14 protein-coding genes are annotated in these 16531 nt (G+C 63.6%); 6 read left to right on the top strand and 8 right to left on the bottom strand.

All coding sequences use genetic code 11. The features are described from left to right. Positions 1–51 precede the first annotated feature (51 nt). On the bottom strand, positions 52–1305 hold the full coding sequence (locus tag QM672_RS30105; RefSeq protein ID WP_415087034.1) for an MFS transporter: 1254 nt from the start codon (positions 1303–1305) through the stop codon (positions 52–54). A gap of 153 nt (positions 1306–1458) precedes the next feature. Here QM672_RS30105 and QM672_RS30110 point away from each other — a divergent pair, with 153 nt between their 5' ends. Continuing rightward, complete coding sequence (locus QM672_RS30110; RefSeq protein WP_311937615.1) at positions 1459–2733, top strand: arsenic transporter; 1275 nt, start codon at positions 1459–1461, stop codon at positions 2731–2733. A gap of 14 nt (positions 2734–2747) precedes the next feature. Here the strand turns inward: QM672_RS30110 and QM672_RS30115 are convergent, their stop codons facing one another. After that, positions 2748–3554, bottom strand: coding sequence for a TrmH family RNA methyltransferase (locus QM672_RS30115; RefSeq protein WP_415087006.1), 807 nt, complete (start codon positions 3552–3554; stop codon positions 2748–2750). A 422-nt stretch (positions 3555–3976) separates the two neighbouring features. Here QM672_RS30115 and QM672_RS30120 point away from each other — a divergent pair, with 422 nt between their 5' ends. The 3 genes from QM672_RS30120 to QM672_RS30130 all read left to right on the top strand — a co-directional run bounded on the left by QM672_RS30120 (position 3977) and on the right by QM672_RS30130 (position 6868). Continuing rightward, positions 3977–5332 (top strand): hypothetical protein, encoded by a 1356-nt coding sequence (locus QM672_RS30120; RefSeq protein WP_367626160.1) that lies wholly within the window; start codon positions 3977–3979, stop codon positions 5330–5332. A gap of 26 nt (positions 5333–5358) precedes the next feature. After that, positions 5359–6216: a methyltransferase domain-containing protein gene (locus QM672_RS30125; protein ID WP_415087008.1), complete on the top strand. Its 858-nt coding sequence runs from the start codon at positions 5359–5361 to the stop codon at positions 6214–6216. 82 nt (positions 6217–6298) lie between these two features. Further along, the gene (locus QM672_RS30130; RefSeq protein WP_415087010.1) at positions 6299–6868 is read left to right on the top strand and encodes a hypothetical protein; all 570 of its coding nucleotides are present in this window, start codon (positions 6299–6301) and stop codon (positions 6866–6868) included. A 15-nt stretch (positions 6869–6883) separates the two neighbouring features. Here QM672_RS30130 and mutT read toward each other — a convergent pair whose 3' ends face one another. From mutT to QM672_RS30145, 3 genes are all read right to left on the bottom strand, one after another. Next, positions 6884–7297 (bottom strand): 8-oxo-dGTP diphosphatase MutT, encoded by a 414-nt coding sequence (gene mutT / locus QM672_RS30135; RefSeq protein ID WP_311937625.1) that lies wholly within the window; start codon positions 7295–7297, stop codon positions 6884–6886. Then, a complete protein-coding gene (argJ, locus tag QM672_RS30140; RefSeq protein WP_311937627.1) occupies positions 7294–8532 on the bottom strand; it encodes a bifunctional glutamate N-acetyltransferase/amino-acid acetyltransferase ArgJ in 1239 nt (412 codons plus the stop codon). Before argJ ends, mutT begins: the two co-directional genes overlap by 4 nt. Positions 8533–8644: 112 nt before the next feature. Further along, on the bottom strand, positions 8645–9637 hold the full coding sequence (locus tag QM672_RS30145; RefSeq protein WP_311937629.1) for a peptidylprolyl isomerase: 993 nt from the start codon (positions 9635–9637) through the stop codon (positions 8645–8647). A gap of 648 nt (positions 9638–10285) precedes the next feature. Between QM672_RS30145 and secA the strand changes: the two genes are divergently transcribed. Further along, positions 10286–13105 carry a preprotein translocase subunit SecA gene (gene secA / locus QM672_RS30150; protein WP_311937631.1) on the top strand — a complete coding sequence of 940 codons (2820 nt, stop codon included), beginning with the start codon at positions 10286–10288 and terminating at the stop codon, positions 13103–13105. Beyond that, positions 13102–13671, top strand: coding sequence for a hypothetical protein (locus QM672_RS30155; protein WP_415087013.1), 570 nt, complete (start codon positions 13102–13104; stop codon positions 13669–13671). The genes secA and QM672_RS30155 overlap by 4 nt, the downstream gene beginning before the upstream one ends. A 57-nt stretch (positions 13672–13728) precedes the next feature. Here QM672_RS30155 and QM672_RS30160 read toward each other — a convergent pair whose 3' ends face one another. From QM672_RS30160 to QM672_RS30170, 3 genes are read right to left on the bottom strand one after another with little or no spacing between them, the layout of a single operon-like run. After that, a complete protein-coding gene (locus QM672_RS30160; protein WP_415087015.1) occupies positions 13729–14505 on the bottom strand; it encodes a TfuA-like protein in 777 nt (258 codons plus the stop codon). Then, a complete protein-coding gene (locus tag QM672_RS30165; RefSeq protein WP_311937636.1) occupies positions 14502–15734 on the bottom strand; it encodes a YcaO-like family protein in 1233 nt (410 codons plus the stop codon). The genes QM672_RS30160 and QM672_RS30165 overlap by 4 nt, the downstream gene beginning before the upstream one ends. Before the next feature lie 38 nt (positions 15735–15772). Next, positions 15773–16462, bottom strand: a complete 690-nt coding sequence (locus tag QM672_RS30170) for a hypothetical protein (RefSeq protein ID WP_311937638.1) — start codon at positions 16460–16462, stop codon at positions 15773–15775. Positions 16463–16531: the final 69 nt, after the last annotated feature.

Consider the following 16531-nt stretch of genomic DNA (forward strand, 5'->3'; position numbering starts at 1 on the left):
GCTTTGAATCACATACCCCCCACTCTTGGGAATCCCAAGAGTCCACAACTCCTAGCGGTCGGCCGTCGCGGTCGAGGAAGGCGTGCGTGGCGCGATGTCGTGGCGTCCCCACACGAACAGCGCCAGTGCCACCAATGCCACGCCACCATGAACCCAATAGGCTAAACCATAGCCGCCCAAATCGGTAAGCCAGCCGGCGACGACGTTGCTGAGTGAGGCCCCAATACCCTGCACGGTCATGACGGCAGCAAGGCCGACATTGAAGCGGCCGGTACCGGACAGAATGCGTTCAGCGGCGATGGGCGTGGCTATGCCGATCAGGCCGGCGCCCACACCGTCGAGAAACTGCACGGGAAAGACGAAAGCAAAGGAGGGAAAGGTCCCCGCAATCACACCGCGGATCGGCAAGGCCGCCAAGGCAACAATGAATATTGTGGCCAAGCCGAACCGTCTGATCAGCCAGGGCGCCAGCAATGCCATGCCGATCATCGAAAGTTGTGAAACGCCCGTCGTGATCGCGGTGGTCCGGAAAGGGGTGCCGAGCTGAATCGAAAAGGCCTGCGCGATCAGGCGGCTGATGGGGGCATTCCCAAAATGAAAGATCATCAAAACCAGACTGAGCAGAATTAGTCCCTTGCTGCCTGCCAGGACCGAAAACCCGGAGGGGGCTTCCGATCCATCATGGTGCGCCAGCCCACGCGCTACCTGATGGTCGATCTGCTTGGGATCGATGGCGAGCGTCGCCGCGATCGTGGCGAAAGCAGCAAACAGCATGAGCCCAACGACGCCATGGATGCCGAACAGAAGTGTTCCTGCATAAATCGCCGCCAAGGAGACAACGTTTCCGGTGTGGTTCCAGAACTCGTTTCGAGACACCTGGCGGGAGAACCGCTCTTCTCCGACAAGGCCAAGCGTCAAGCCCATGAGTGCGGGCCCAATGACGGCGCCGACGATGGCCGTCGCTGATTGGCCTCCGAAGACCGAAAAGCCGTTGGGGGTCGCCAACGTCCACAGGGCCATCGTCGTCACGAAGATAACGGGCAGGATAATCAGTGTTCGTTTGTAAGCCGATGCATCGACAAGCGCGCCGAACAAGGGGGTGGACGCCATTCCTAACACGCCCCCAATCGTCGCGATGACACCGAGCGTGAATGGCTCCCACCCGTGCGTTGCGAGAAAACCATCGAGGAAGGGTCCCAAGCCATCGCGAGCATCGGCAAGGAAGAAGTTCAGGACAGAAAGGGCAAAGAGGGAGCGATGAAAGACGGAAGGGGCGCGGGGCGTCACGACGGCTCCGGAGGTCAGGCCTTTTCAACAATGCGCTATACGGTGAACCCGGCGGGGTGGATAGGGGATTTTCGCTAGCGCGCTTACTGCGTATCAAATAAAGGATCGGACAAGCACAACAGAATGTGATCGCTTTCGAACGGGCTCGCCAGAGCACCCATACAGTCCCCCATGGTCTTTCAAGTTTCTGCCCCGATTCTCAGCCTTTCCGTTGCAGCCCTGACAGCGCTGACTTTGCTGATCCGGCCCTTCAAGTGGCCGGAGGCGGTGTGGGCCGTCCTCGCGGCAGCGCTGCTGACGGGCGCAGGCGCCATACCCTTGCTCGACGCGTGGGCGGGCATCGCCAAGGGCCTGGACGTTTATCTGTTCTTGATCGGCATGATGCTGATCGCCGAGTTGGCACGACAGGAAGGCCTGTTCGATTGGCTGGCTCTGATAGCCACCAACCATGCGAAAGGCTCCCCGTTCAAGCTGTTCACCCTGACCTATCTCGTCGGCATTCTGGTGACGGTCTTCATGTCGAACGATGCAACCGCCGTCGTCCTGACCCCAGCCGTTTATGCAGCCTGCCAGGCGGCCAGGGTCAAGGACCCTCTGCCCTATCTCCTGATCTGCGCGTTTACCGCGAACGCGGCCAGTTTCGTGTTGCCGATCTCCAATCCTGCCAATCTGGTGATCTTCAATGGGGGTCACATGCCTGCCCTCGCCGATTGGCTATCGACCTTCGCACTCCCCTCGGCGCTTGCCATCGCAATCACCTTTGCCGCGCTTTTGTGGAACCAGCGCGCGGCATTGGCGGCCGAAACGCTGGCCGCTCGCGTGCCGGGCACAAGCCTTTCCCTCACCGGAAAGGTGGCGGGACTGGGGCTGACAGTAACGGCCATCGGCCTGATAACCGCCTCCGCGCTCCACGTCGATCTGGGTTGGCCCACTTTCGCCGGCGGGATTCTCACCCTGTCGATCGTATCGATCATCAAGCGCCAATTCCCCTCGCAAGCGCTCGAAGATATTTCGTGGAGCGTCATTCCGCTGGTGGCGGGCTTGTTCGTGGTGGTGGAAGCGCTCGGGACAAGCGGCGTCCTCGACATGCTGGCCGAGTCCGTCAGCCGCCTGACGGAAATGCATCCTCAGCTCGGTGCACCTGCCGCCGGTGTCCTGACCGCCATCGTCGCCAATCTCGTCAACAACCTTCCAGCCGGCCTCGTCGCAGGAAACATCGTTCAGTCGATCCACGCATCGCCCGCTCTGTCAGGCTCGATCCTGATTGGAATCGATCTCGGCCCCAACCTGTCGATCACCGGATCGCTGGCCACGATCCTCTGGCTGAACGCGTTGCGACGCGAGGGTATAAAGGTTGGTTTCTGGCAGTTCCTCAAGATCGGGACCGTCGTCATGTTCCCCGCGCTCCTGGCTGCGATCGCCAGCCTCGCAATCCAGAATTCTTGAGCCGGCCGGAAGCGCTACCTTGCCAGGTGATGCAGCACAATGCCGCTCGTCGTGGCGACGTTGAGGGAATCGAAACTGCCTCTCATGTCGATACGGATGGTCCGCAGCCGCCTCAGGACATGCTCGGGCAGGCCAGGCCCCTCGGCACCGAACAAGACGGCCTGCCGGCCCACAGGCTCGATATCGGCGAGACGCTCCTTGCCGGCCGGGCTGGTGGCCAGGACCTCGAAACCGGCCGCCAGCAGGGCGTCGCAGAGGGCCCCGATGTCGCCTCCCTGCGCGAAGGGCGTCATGAGGACTGCGCCAGCGGAAACGCGGATCGCCTTGCGGTAGAGCGGATCGCAGGAGGTTCCGTCGATCAATACGCCGTCGAGGCCAAAAGCTGCGGCATTGCGGAAGATCCCGCCCATATTGTCGTGATTGGCAATGGCCGAAAGGCCGACGAACAGGGCGTTTTCCGGCGCGGTGGCAAGCAGCCTTTCGGCCGTCCCTCCCTCCCCCCGCAAACCCATGGCCAGGATGCCGCGATGCATGGGGAAGCCGGCAATATCGTCGAGAACGCTGCGCGAGGCGCTGTAGACCGGGATCCCGGCGGGCACCTTGGCGACGAGATCGGCAAGCGGCTCGGTCCTGTTCTCCGCGATCAGAATGGATTCGATGGCAAAACGCCCGAGTTGGAGTGCGGTGCGCAGCACCACCTCCCCCTCGATGACGAAGCGCCCACCCCGTCCCTTGAGATCGCGCTCGCGGATATCGCGATACGCCTCGATACGCGGATCGGAAGAGTTATCAATGAAAATTGGAGCTGCAGAAACATGCACGAAACAACGAGACCCTATAGCGTCTAGCGGCCTGACGGGGTTACCAAGAATCGCAAAGACACTTTGGCCAATCCGCTGGATTGGCTTGGACACAAGGAGCTAGAACCAACAAGCATCCAGCCATGAACGCGCGTTTGCTCTGGAGGCGACATGAACTTCATCAAAACGCGGGACCTCGTGCATAGAGCGTCCTCCGTAAACTGCATAGCCCAATCGACGGATAGGCCGCATCACGAGACGCCGTCGACGCACACCATCGGTGCAGGCGACTGAGCCCTTGACGTTGAGGCAAAGATCACGTTCACTAACGTAAGCCTTATAAATGAAAAGCTCTAAATCACCAATGGCTGTCAAAATTTCAATATCGTTCCCAGTACACCTGGATATTGGCACATGGTCCTATTCATGCTGAGTGCCGCCATATGAAATTCCTCTTCATCCCAGGCTTCGGAAAGGCAGGAACGACCTATCTTTACGGCCAGCTTGCGAAGCATAGCGAGCTATTCAACCTCCCCCACACAAAAGAAACGGGAGCATTTTACCGAAAAATAGGGCGGGAAAAATATCTCGAAAATTTTCTCGAGCAAGACGAAAACAAGACGTTCATCGATGGAACGGCTCATTATCTTGTACGAAATTCTACCTACGTAAGTAATATAAAGCATGCCCTGCCGAATGATGACATTCGATTGCTGATCGGAATCAGATGTCCAATCAGAAGGGCTTATTCACATTACCTCTATCGCCTGCGTACCGCTTGGCGCATCGGCGTATCGGCCTACCCATTCCACGATCCCCGCATACTGACGCACTTTCTCTACCCAATGCGCCCTCTCATCGCGCAGACGCAGCACATTTTCGGCAGCGAGAACGTCGCCGGCTTCTCATTCGAGGGCGGTCCCGTCGATGTGCCGCAATCCTTCAAGACCTTTCTGGGCCTTGATGACAATTGGGCCGTCGACCCGGGCGGCGACCGATACGATGGAGGGTGGGCGCCTGAAATCTACTACGATGCCAAGGATGCGCTGGTCGTCGAAAGTGCGGGGTCGTTGTACGAATTGCCCAGACGCACCCTGCTCATTTCAGCAGGCATCGAGAGCGTGTTGAAATTCAACTTCCCGGCTGAACTTGGCGAGCGCCTGATGCGTAACAGCGCAACTTGGACGCGCTCGTTCGAATCCCGCCTGCTGGGAGACGCCTTGTCTCTTGCCCTTGATGACTATGCTCATGCCCGCGAGATGCTTGGCCTGGCAGCAAATGACTTGATGGAGCCCGGCACCCTGTCGGCAAAACGGCCTCCCGCATTGCCTTTGGAGATCGCGAAGCTGCTAAAGCCGCTTGGTGCCCTTCAAGAGAGATTTCGCCACGGTTACGACGCGCATGCGGGCCTGTCGCTCCAGACCGTCAGCGCTGACGTTGAGGCAATCAGGAAGGAAATCGACTCGCACTACGCGGCCATCTCGAACGATCAGGATGCGGGCGCGTCCGAAGAGGCTATCAAACAGCAGATATTCTCGCTCGTCGAAGCGCTCGACTCGGCGATTTCAATTCGGGGCCCGGATCCGGATTATGTGCAGGAATTCATCCTGCTGTGTTTTGTCTCGGGGCAAGGAGCGCGTGCCTATCAAACATTGAGGGACAATCCGCATTACTTTGCCCTCCTCGACAAGCAGATATTGCTGGAAAAAGCCGACTACTTCAGAAACCAGATCGGCGATGGTCTGCATCGTCGGCTGATGAAGCTGGTGGAGACCCTTCAGATCAGCCCATCGATCTGAAAAACCAACCGGCAGGTGAAAAGCGCATGGGAATGCCCTACATAGCGGGCATGACCACGCCCCTCCTGTTCGATCCCCATGCGCTGGCCCTGCATCGCCGGCGCGCCGCGGTCGCTCCCGCGGACTTCCTGCTGCGTCACGTCGCCGAAGACATGGCCGACCGCCTCGCCGTGATCCTGCGTCCCTTCGAACGGGCGGCGGAGATCGGGCCGCTTTCGCCCGTGCTGGCGCAGGCGGTGCGCCCAGGCCTTGCCGCCGAGTGGCAGGACGTCGCCATCGGCAACGAGGCGCTCCCTCTTCAGCCCGAAAGCATCGATCTTGCGCTGTCTGCCCTCGCCTTGCAGTTCGTCAACGACCTGCCGGGCCTGTTGAGCCAGGTCCGCCGTGCCCTCAGGCCGGATGGGCTGCTGCTGGCCGCCCTGATCGGTGGCTCTACGCTCACCGAATTGCGAGCTGCCTTTTCCGAGGCCGAATTGGAAATGGAAGGCGGCGTCTCGCCCCGCGTCGCCCCCTTTGCCGATGTGCGCGACATGGGTGGCCTCCTGCAGCGGGCCGGCTTTGCCTTGCCCGTCGCCGACAGCGACGTCCTCACCGTGCGCTACGACAACGCCTTCGCCCTGATGGCCGACCTCAGGGCGATGGGGGCCTCCAACATGCTGGTCCAGCGCCGCAAGGGCTTCACCCGCCGCGCCACCATGCTGCGCATGGCCGAGATCTATGCCGAGCGCTTCTCCGATCCGGACGGACGCATCCGCGCCACCTTCGAAATCGTCTGGATCTCCGGCTGGGCGCCCCACGCCGACCAGCAGAAACCGCTGAAGCCGGGGTCGGCCAAGACCCGTCTCGCCGACGCCCTGGGCGTGAAGGAATACAGGCAGGAGTGACGAGGCCTCGTCCCGGGGCGGTCGCGCAATCCCAGGCACCCGACCGCCATGTTCGGCAGCGCCCATGAAGAAGGGACATACCATGCGATCGATCGTGGCCCTCATGGCCTTCCTGGCTGCCGCGGCACAGGCGCAGGCTGCCCCCTCGATGGCGCAGCACTTTGCCCGGTGCGAGCCTGAATTCTTCGAGGCTCTGCGCGATTATATCGCGCACAATGGACCGGCAACCCGCGGCTCCGTCGTCACCAAAGCCGGCACATGGGACGAACTCGTTTTCGCCAAGCCGGTTCGGGCACATGGATTCGATATCAGGGCCTATCGGCAATTGCAGTCGACGCTGGGCTCCAAGCCCACCTCCAGGGCCTGGCAGTGGGGGCTGGTGATCGAGGCGAAACCTCGCGCCGTCGCCTATGCCATCGATCCCTATCTGAGGAAGATTCGCGCCACCAGCGAAGGGCTCGGCCTGCGTGCCGAGGCCAATGGCTGGTCGAGCGGCATCGGCGCCTACAAGGGGGGACGATGGCGACAGGTACGCGTCGCTCCCCTCGAAGACGGCAAGGCAACCCTGCTGAGCTGTTTCACCTTCAATGGGGACTATCCCGGCTTTCCCGGCCTGCCCGACCTCACGCCCCTGGCCGCTTCCAGGAATTGAGCCTGCGTTCCCGACTTACCGCGCCGGGATCATGTCGATCAGCATCGGGATCAGCGGCTCGTCCGCAGGCGGCATCGGATAGTCGCGCAGCTTCCTGGGCAGCACCCATTTCACCGCCTGACCCTCCCGCCCATGGGGCGTGCCCTCCCAGCGCCGGCAGATCCATAGCGGCATCAGCAGGGTGAAATCCTCGTAGCTGTGGCTGGCGAAGGTGAGCGGAGCCAGGCACTCCTCCTTCACCTCGATGCCGAGCTCCTCGTGCAGCTCGCGGATGAGGGTTTCCTCGGGGCGCTCGCCGGGCTCGAGCTTGCCGCCGGGAAACTCCCACAGGCCCGCCAGCGCCTTGCCTTCGGGGCGCTGGGAGATCAGCACGCGCCCGTCGGCATCGACCAGGGCGCAGGCGGCGACGAGAAGCAGGCGTTTGGTCACGACCGGTAGTCGCCGTTGATGGCGACATATTCCTTGGTGAGGTCGCAGGTATAGACCCGGTCACCCGCCTCGCCGAGCCCGATGTCGACGGCAATGGTGATCGCCTGCCCCTTCATATAGGCGGAAACCGCTTCCTCGTCATAGGACGGGTCACGCTCGCCATCGACGGCGACGCGGATGTCGCCGAACCAGATGGCGAGCCGGTCGCGGTCGGCCTCCTCGCCGGCCTTGCCGACGGCCATCACAACGCGGCCCCAATTGGCGTCCTCGCCGGCCACCGCCGTCTTGACCAGGGGCGAATTGGCGATCGACAGGCCGATACGCCGGGCCGCCTGCTTGGAGGTGGCGCCACGCACCTCGACGGTAACGAATTTGCGCGCGCCCTCGCCATCCCGCGCCACCTGCTGGGCGAGATCGAGCAGCACGCCGTCGAGCGCCCTGGCAAAATCGGCCAGGCGCGGATCGGCCGCTTCGGTCGCCGGCGTGCCGCCAGCCTTGCCGGTGGCGAACAGCAGCAGCGTGTCGGAGGTGGAGGTGTCCGAGTCGACGGTGACCGCGTTGAAGCTGTCGATGACACTCTTGGAAAGCAGGCCCTGCAGCACGTTTCCGGCGATCGGCGCATCGGTGAAGACGAAGGAGAGCATGGTCGCCATGTCGGGCGCGATCATGCCGGCCCCCTTGGCGATGCCGTTGATGGTCACCGGCACGCCACCGAAATCGACGCGGGCGGTCGCCCCCTTGGGGAAGGTGTCGGTGGTCATGATGGCGCGGCCGGCATCCTCGAAGGCACCCGGCGAGACGCGGCCGGCGGTCTCGACCAGCACGCCCCTGAACTTGCCGGCATCGAGCGGTTCGCCGATCACGCCGGTGGAGGCGAGATAGACTTCGCTCGGACGGCAGCCGGCGGCCTCGGCGGCGAGTTCCGCCGTAAGGGCCACCGCTTCGGCGCCCTTCTTGCCGGTGAAGGCATTGGCATTGCCGGAATTGACCACCAGGGCTCGCGCGCTGCCATCCCCAAGCGCCGCACGGCACCAGTCGACCGGCGCCGACGGGCATTTGGAGCGAGTGAACACGCCAGCCGCCTGCGTGCCCTCGTCCATCAGGACGAACAGCACGTCGGTGCGGCCCTTGTAGCGGATACCGGCTTCGGCCGTCGCCATCCGGACACCCGCCACCGGCGGCAAGTCGGGAAAACGAGCAGGAGCGAGCGGGGACAGCGGCGCGGCCTTGGCCATGGTATTCCTCGATGGCGTGTGCCGATCTCCTCAGTTCCATTGACCTATCGATGGAATGGGATCGGCACGGTCGGTGAAGAAAGTGCCGGTCCGAAGACCGGCACACCCGATCTTACTGGGCGGGAGCGGCCGGAGCCGGCGTGACAGGGGCCGGGGTGGCCGGGGCCTGATCATCGCCGCCGGGAAGCTGCATGCTTCCATCCGCAGGATCGGCCGGTGCCGCCGGAGGCTGCACGATCTTGGCAGCGGCGCGCAGCTTGGCGAAGACTTCCTGCTGCGTCTTCTGGGTCAGATAGTCCGAGATCTGCTGCTTGACGCGGTCGAGGGCCGGCGGAGCCTGCGGACGGCGCTCTTCGAGCTTGATGATGTGATAGCCGAACTGGCTCTTGACCGGCTGGGAGACCTCGCCGGGCTTCATGCCGAAGGCGGCCTCCGCGAATTCCTTGACCATGCGATCCTTGGTGAACCAGCCGAGGTCCCCGCCCTGCTCGGCGGAGCCGGGATCCTTCGAGACTTCCTTGGCGACCTTGGCGAAATCTTCGCCCGCCTTCAGCCGGGCCTCGACCTTCTTGGCGTCGTCCTCGCTCGCCACCAGGATGTGGCGGGCATGCACTTCGTCCTGGGCCGGGATCAGCTTGACCTGGTCGTCATAGGCCTTCTTGATCGCGTCCTCGGTCACCGCTTCCTTGACGGCCTTGGCGACGAGAGCATCGATCAGGATGCGCTGGCGGTAGAAGGCGAGCTTCTTCTGCACCTCGGCTTCATCAAGCACCTTCTGCTGCTCGGCCGCATTGGCGGCCACGCGCAGATTGATGGCGGCGTTGATGATGATGTCCTGCCGCTTGGCCGGCGAGAGCTGGGGTGACAGGCTCGGCCCGATCTCCTGCTCCACGGCATTGAGATCGTCCTGGGTAATGGGCTGTCCATCCACGCTGATGGTCGGGGTCGCCTGCGACGCGGGCGCTGCGGGAGCGGGCTGGGCTGCCGGAGCCGGGGCGGCGGGCTTCGCCGCGTCTTCAGCGTTGGAAGGCGCGGCAGCGAAGGCCAGGAAGGCAACGCTGGCGAGCAGGGTCGCGGCTGGACGCGCGCGGCGAAGTGACATCATGGGCAGGTTCCTCGAGAGCGGGGGCGGACCCGGAAGCAGTCAGGCTCCGGACGGACGCTGTTTCGGCAACAGGCCCGCATTGCTCCTGATCCCGGGACGAACGCCTACGCAGCGCTGATAGGACAGGAGAAAAGCAAGGTCAATGTCGCCGAACGGCCAGCGCTTCGCCCGCCTTTTAGGAAGGCCTGTCGTCAAAACTGTGACGAGGCCGGCGCTTTGCGACGAATGACCGAGCCATAGCGGCGTGACGGCAAAAAATTACGGATTTTTCAGCCAAATGCCCCGGTCAACCGGCGTGGTAGACCCTAAGGTCGATTGACACCCCAAACCCCAATACTTAAGTGAGTCCGGCCGGCAAGCCCTTCGAACCGGGGCGCCGGCATTACGGCCGTCGGTTCACACAATTTCATAAGGCAGCCTGATTCCCGCTGCATCGGACTGCGCCCATCTTGCCGTATCGGGAGCATGCCGCCATGCTGGTGCCATAGCGCACGGTGATTGGAAGCGGGTTGCCTCACATCGGACAGCGCCCGGGCGATGTCCGGTTTCCGTTCCCCGGCCTTCACGGCCGGGGTTGACACGATGACCGGAGCCCCTCTCCGGTCAGGTATCACGCCGCCGCGAGGCGCGAAGATTTGAAGGCCTTCTATGTTCGGCTCGCTCGCCAAGAAACTGTTCGGCTCCTCCAATGATCGCCGGCTGAAAGCCTACAAACCCAAAATCGCCGCCATCGCGGCGCTCGAACCGGAAGTGGCAGCGCTGTCCGACGAGGCTCTGCGAGCCCGCACCGACGAGTTCAAGGCCCAGCTCGCCGCCGGCAAGACCCTCGACGACATCCTGGTGCCGGCTTTCGCCACCGTGCGCGAGGCGGCCAAGCGCGTGCTCGGCCAGCGCCATTTCGACACCCAGCTCATCGGCGGCATGGTGCTGCATGAGGGCGCCATCGCCGAAATGAAGACGGGCGAAGGCAAGACCCTGGTGGCAACCGCTCCGGTCTACCTTAATGCCCTCGCCGGCAAGGGCGTGCATGTCGTCACCGTCAACGACTACCTGGCCAGCCGCGACTCCGAATGGATGGGCCGTGTCTATACCTTCCTCGGCCTGACCACCGGCGTGATCGTGCACGGCCTCACCGACGAGGAACGCCACGCGGCCTATGCCTGCGACATCACCTACGGCACCAACAACGAATTCGGCTTCGACTATCTGCGCGACAACATGAAATACGACATGGCGCAGATGGTGCAGCGCGGCCATGCCTTCGCCATCGTCGACGAAGTCGACTCCATCCTGGTGGACGAGGCCCGCACACCGCTGATCATCTCCGGCCCGCTGGAGGATCGCCCCGAGCTCTACCAGACCATCGACGCGCTGATGCCGCAGCTCGACAAGGATGACTACGAGCTCGACGAGAAGCAGCGCACCGTCAGCCTCACCGAGAAGGGCAATGAACGTGTCGAGCAGATGCTTGCGGGTTCCGGCATGCTGCGCGACGGCTCGATGTATGATGCGGCCAACGTCACCATCGTCCACCATGTCAACCAGGCCCTGCGCGCCCACAAGCTGTTCACCCGCGACAAGGACTACATCGTCCGCAACGACGAAGTGGTGATCATCGACGAATTCACCGGCCGCATGATGCCGGGACGACGCTATTCGGAAGGCCTGCACCAGGCGCTCGAAGCCAAGGAGCGGGTGCAGATCCAGCCCGAGAACCAGACCCTGGCCTCGATCACCTTCCAGAACTATTTCCGCCTCTACGCCAAGCTGGCCGGCATGACCGGCACCGCCGCCACCGAGGCGGACGAGTTCATGGACATCTACAATCTCGAAGTGATCGAGATCCCGACCAACCGGCCGGTGCAGCGCATCGACGACGACGACGAGGTCTATCGGACGGTCGACGAGAAATACAAGGCGATCGTGCGCCTGATCGAGGAATGCCGCCAGCGCGGCCAGCCTCTCCTGGTCGGCACCACCTCGATCGAAAAGTCCGAGACGCTGGCCGCCTATCTCTCTGGCCAGGGCTACAAGCAGCGCGACTTCTCCGACCCGAACGCCTTCGCCTCGCTCTATGACGGCGACCAGGGCACGGCCGAGGAGAAGGTCTTCGCCGTGCTGAACGCCCGCTACCACGAACAGGAAGCCTTCATCGTCAGCCAGGCCGGCGTGCCCGGCGCCATCACCATCGCCACCAACATGGCCGGCCGCGGCACCGACATCCAGCTCGGCGGCAATGCCGACATGCGCATCAAGGTCGAGCTCGCCGACCTGGCCGAGGGAGCTGAGCGCGAAGCGGCGGAGGTTCGGATCAAGGATCAGGTCGCCAGGCTGAAGGAGAAGGCGCTCGCCGCCGGCGGCCTCTACATCATCGGCACCGAGCGCCATGAGAGCCGGCGCATCGACAACCAGCTGCGCGGCCGCTCCGGCCGCCAGGGCGACCCCGGCCATTCGCGCTTCTTCCTGTCGCTGCAGGACGATCTGATGCGCATCTTCGGTTCGGAGCGCATGGACGGCATGCTGCAGAAGCTCGGCCTCAAGGAGGACGAGGCGATCGTGCATCCCTGGATCAACCGCGCGCTCGAAAAGGCGCAGCAGAAGGTCGAGGCGCGCAATTTCGACATCCGCAAGAACATCCTGAAATACGACAATGTGCTGAACGATCAGCGCAAGGAGATCTTCGAGCATCGCCGCGAGCTGATGGCGCAGGAGTCGGTGGGCGAGACCATCGCCGATTTCCGCCATCTCGTCATCGACGACACGGTGCGCGCCCATGTGCCCGAGAACGCCTATCCCGAGCAGTGGGACACCGAAGGCCTGCACAAGTCGGTGAACGACGTGCTCAGCCTCGACCTGCCGATCACCGACTGGGCCAAGGAAGAGGGCATCGCCGACGAGGAGCTGACCCACCGCATCACCGAAGCGGCCGACAAGCACGCCGCCGAGCGGGCCGCCGGCTTCGGCGAGGAGGTAACGCGTCAGGTCGAGAAGGCCGTGCTCCTGCAGACGCTCGACAATCTGTGGCGCGACCACATCGTCACGCTCGACCATCTGCGCCAGGTCATCGGCTTCCGCGCCATGGCCCAGCGCGATCCGCTGATCGAGTACAAGTCGGAAGGCTATCAGCTCTTCTCCGACCTGATGAACCGCTGGCGCGAGGATGTCACCCGCACCATGTTCCGCCTGCAGGTCATGCAGCAGCCGGAAGAGCCCGCTCTGCCGCAGATGTTCGGCCAGCATATCGACCCGCTCACCGGCGAGGACGAGTTCGCCATGCCCGGCTCCGGTTTTCCGCCAGCCCAGCTGAGCTCACCCTTCCCGGCCGCCGACAGCCCGGCCCAGCGCATCGTGGCGCCGGAAGATCGCAACCCCGACGATCCCTCCACCTGGGGCCGCGTCGGCCGCAACGAGGCCTGCCCCTGCGGCTCGGGCAAGAAGTACAAGCACTGCCACGGGCAACTGGCTTGAGCGACGCGTCGTCGCATCCGGCCGCAGGCCTGTCGACGGTGCTGACCTATCGCCTCACGCCGGAGGAAGTGCTGCTGTGGAGGGAACTGGCCGCCGGGCGTCGCAACGCCCTGCGGCGGGAGCCCATGGACCAGGGCAGCTACTACTACCTGCCCGTCCTGCTCCTCGCCGGCTTCGTCATCCTTCTTGCTTTGATCGGTGCCATCGGAATCGAGCACCTGCAATTGGCACTCGCCTTCGGGCTCGCAGGCTATCTCATCACCCGCCTCTGCGACTTCGCCCTGTCGAGATGGCATGCGCGCAAGGCCGTTCGCCACGGCACACGACGCGGCTTTTTCGAAGGTGATTATCATGTCACCTGGGATATGCACTCGATCCGCGCCGACATTCCCGATCTCAGCCTGACATTCGCGCGCAAGACCATCGGCCATGTCTCCGACTTGAAGGGCCTGGTCGTGTTGTGGATGGACGAACTCGATTCCTCGCTCGCCATTCCCCACCGCGCCTTCGAAGATGAGACGGCGCGACGACGGTTCATCGGCGGCATCGCGTCCAAGGCCGCCTGAGGCAGGAGCGGCTTCACCGGCTTCGATACAGAAATCGAGGAACCGGCGTCGCAGCCCTCAGGCTTTGTCCGCCTCTGCCTCGTCCGCCTCTGCCTCGTCCGCCTCTGCCTCCTCCTCCTCCAGCCTGTCCTCCACCCGCTGGCGCAGCACGGCGAAGAAGCCCGATTGCGACAACGTGAAGTTCGGCTTGGCGAAAGGCTTGCCGGCATCGGCCCGCATACGGGCGAGCAAGGCCAGGGCGTCGGCCTGTTTCTGGCTGACGGCGTGGTGCTCCAGCACCGCTTCCACCGAGGCGGCATCGGCAAGCCCCGACTGCGCCACGACATCCGGCCAGGTGCGCTCCTTGAAATGGATGCGCCGTGCCGCGGCCAGCAGGGCCTCGCAGCTCGTAGACGGCAGCGCTCCGGCCTCGGCAATGGCCTCCAGCGTCGCCTCGACGTCGACCAGGGCCAGGCTGAGCGGTGCATAGCCGAACTCGGCCGGCGCATGCGCCACGCCGACATCGGCATCCGCCACCCGGCGCCCGCTGGCATAGTCCTCGAAGATTCGGCCGATGCCGATCATGCCGAAGGCGGCGCATTCGGCACCGCGCAGCGCTCCCATCGAGGCGGCGCCATAGACCGGGATGCCTTCGCTGAGGGCGTAGAGGATCTCCTTGTGCCAAACCGAGGGCGCGTGGTCGAAGACGCCGTCGATCAGGCCTATGGCATCGGCGCCGGTCATCGCCGCCGCCAGCACATCGCCGCAGCCTGCGGGCGGGCGCACCGCAAAGCCCTCGAGCAAGGCAGGGTCGACGCCGTGAAGGCTGGGACCCGTGAAGAGGATCGTGGTCATGGGCGGGTTTCTCTGGCGGCTCCGGCCGGCCCGCCAACCGTCACCTGTCTGGGAATGAGGTCGTTGACGCTGACGGAGGCGACGTCGCCCTCCATATAGGCGCCCAGCCCCGGTGTCAGGATCCTCACCACATGGGCGAGGGGTGAGGGAGAGGCGAGGTCGAACAGGAAGACATCCTCGCAGCCGGCATGGGCCAACGCCTGCAGCGTCACACTCAGGCGCTCAGCGTCCGAAAGACTGCTTCGGCTCGGATAGCGCTCGGCCAGGACCGACAGCGTCACCGCCTCTTCCCTTGGCAAGGGCACGGCGCTGGTCGCGACGTAATATTGCGAAGGATCCATGTCGTCCCGTGCGCCGGCTATGTTGGTCAGGCGCGACTGCACGGCTTCCAGCAGCGCCGCCAGCATGGCCTCCCCTGCATCGAGGCGGCAGGCATAGCCACCGGATAGTCGCTCCCCGGCTCCCTGCTCATCCAGGACGGGCCGGCTTATCACGGCGCCGACGACGGGAAGGTCCGTCTTGCCCCTGACATGGTAGAAATGGGGCACCAGGCCTGCGGCGGAAACCTTGCCGATGGCTTCGTCGAGCCCGGCATGCGAGCCTGGCTGCCACAGCAACTGCCGTGCGAAAGTGCTGGAAAGCCCGAAGAGCTCCACCGGCAGGGTGGCATCCCTCTCAATGGCTTCGAACAAGGCCCGGGTAGCAGCGAACTCGAATGTCCGCCCGGCGGCAAGGCCGGTGGACGCCACGGTAAAGGCCCTGTAGTCCCAAGGGAATCCCACGCGCGTATCGAGCCCGATCAGCTCATAGGGCGCGTAGACCTCCGCACCGGATCGCTGATGGACCCCGCGCACCCAGGCGCGCTGGCGCATGGGATCGAAGAGAGCATATTTGCAGCGCGACAATCTCTCGAGGGGCACGAGCCTTCGCCTGCGAGCCACCATCTCCGTCGCCGTCGCGAATTCGCAGACCAGTTCTTTCGTCTGTTCGGCGACGGCCCCTTCGATCGATTCCATGATGGCGCCGATCCGCGCCTGTTCATGCGTCAGGCCCTTGCCCTGGCTGACCGACAAGGCGCGGGAATTGGGCCGCGTCGCAAACCAGACGGGAATGCCGATGATATCGAGCCCGGTGATGTCACCGCAGCGGGTGATGCGGAACGGCGCCAACGACTGCAGGGAAAACGGCGAACCGCAATCCGCCGTCTTCCCTGGATCCGTCGGGAGCAACTCCCCTCCTTCGAGGAGATGGTGCAGTTGGTCAGGCATTATTTGCCGGCATCATCCGATAGGACTGCGTTCTGCAGCGTATCGCCGTCCGAACCGATCAGTTGCCGCAGCGCCGCCTCGACCGGGGAATAAATGCCCGCATTCGATTGGATGGTCGTCTGGATGCCGGCGTGGGGTTGGATGCCGGCCTGGTTGGTAATCCCCGCCTGATTGGTGATGCCCGCCTGGGATTGGACACCAGCCTGCGACTGCACGCCCGCCTGGGACTGTACGCCGGCTTGGGACTGTACGCCGGCTTGGGACTGTACGCCGGCTTGGGACTGTACGCCGGCCTGGGACTGCACCCCTGCCTGGGACTGCACGCCAGCTTGGGTTTGAACACCGGCCTGGCTCTGGATCCCCGCATGCAGCTGACCGTTGGCATCCGTGAAAATATCGGTTCCGAACGCAAAATCGACCTCGGACAGCCGCACGCCGGCAGCCACGAGAGCTTCGATACCCTGGGCACTGCTGGGGTCTATGCCACTTCCCGAAGCGGTCGGGGCTCGGCAGTCCGCCATCAACCGCCACAGCGCCGCAACGACTTTCGCGTAGCCGTCGCTCGAGGTTGCCTGGCTATATTTAACGATCTCATCGTGGCTGATTTCGACAACGCGCAACGGGCTCATCTTGATGAGTACAACCCCGGCGCCTCGGTTCCCGATGACGAACATCCGCTCGGTGGACATATCCCCTCCTGCTCCTTTCAAAAAGACAGCAACCCTCGAATGCACGCCAGCTTATGGAATTTTATTTCG

It is taken from the genome of Labrys sp. (in: a-proteobacteria) (assembly GCF_047605565.1).
Classification (GTDB): domain Bacteria; phylum Pseudomonadota; class Alphaproteobacteria; order Rhizobiales; family Labraceae; genus Labrys; species Labrys neptuniae.

Coding starts and splice junctions, on each gene's coding strand:
- QM672_RS30110 (WP_311937615.1), top strand. CDS start 1,459: ATGGTCTTTCAAGTTTCTGCCCCGATTCTCAGCCTTTCCGTTGCAGCC.
- QM672_RS30120 (WP_367626160.1), top strand. CDS start 3,977: ATGAAATTCCTCTTCATCCCAGGCTTCGGAAAGGCAGGAACGACCTAT.
- QM672_RS30125 (WP_415087008.1), top strand. CDS start 5,359: ATGGGAATGCCCTACATAGCGGGCATGACCACGCCCCTCCTGTTCGAT.
- QM672_RS30130 (WP_415087010.1), top strand. CDS start 6,299: ATGCGATCGATCGTGGCCCTCATGGCCTTCCTGGCTGCCGCGGCACAG.
- argJ (WP_311937627.1), bottom strand. CDS start 8,532: ATGGCCAAGGCCGCGCCGCTGTCCCCGCTCGCTCCTGCTCGTTTTCCC.
- QM672_RS30145 (WP_311937629.1), bottom strand. CDS start 9,637: ATGATGTCACTTCGCCGCGCGCGTCCAGCCGCGACCCTGCTCGCCAGC.
- secA (WP_311937631.1), top strand. CDS start 10,286: ATGTTCGGCTCGCTCGCCAAGAAACTGTTCGGCTCCTCCAATGATCGC.
- QM672_RS30160 (WP_415087015.1), bottom strand. CDS start 14,505: ATGACCACGATCCTCTTCACGGGTCCCAGCCTTCACGGCGTCGACCCT.
- QM672_RS30170 (WP_311937638.1), bottom strand. CDS start 16,462: ATGTCCACCGAGCGGATGTTCGTCATCGGGAACCGAGGCGCCGGGGTT.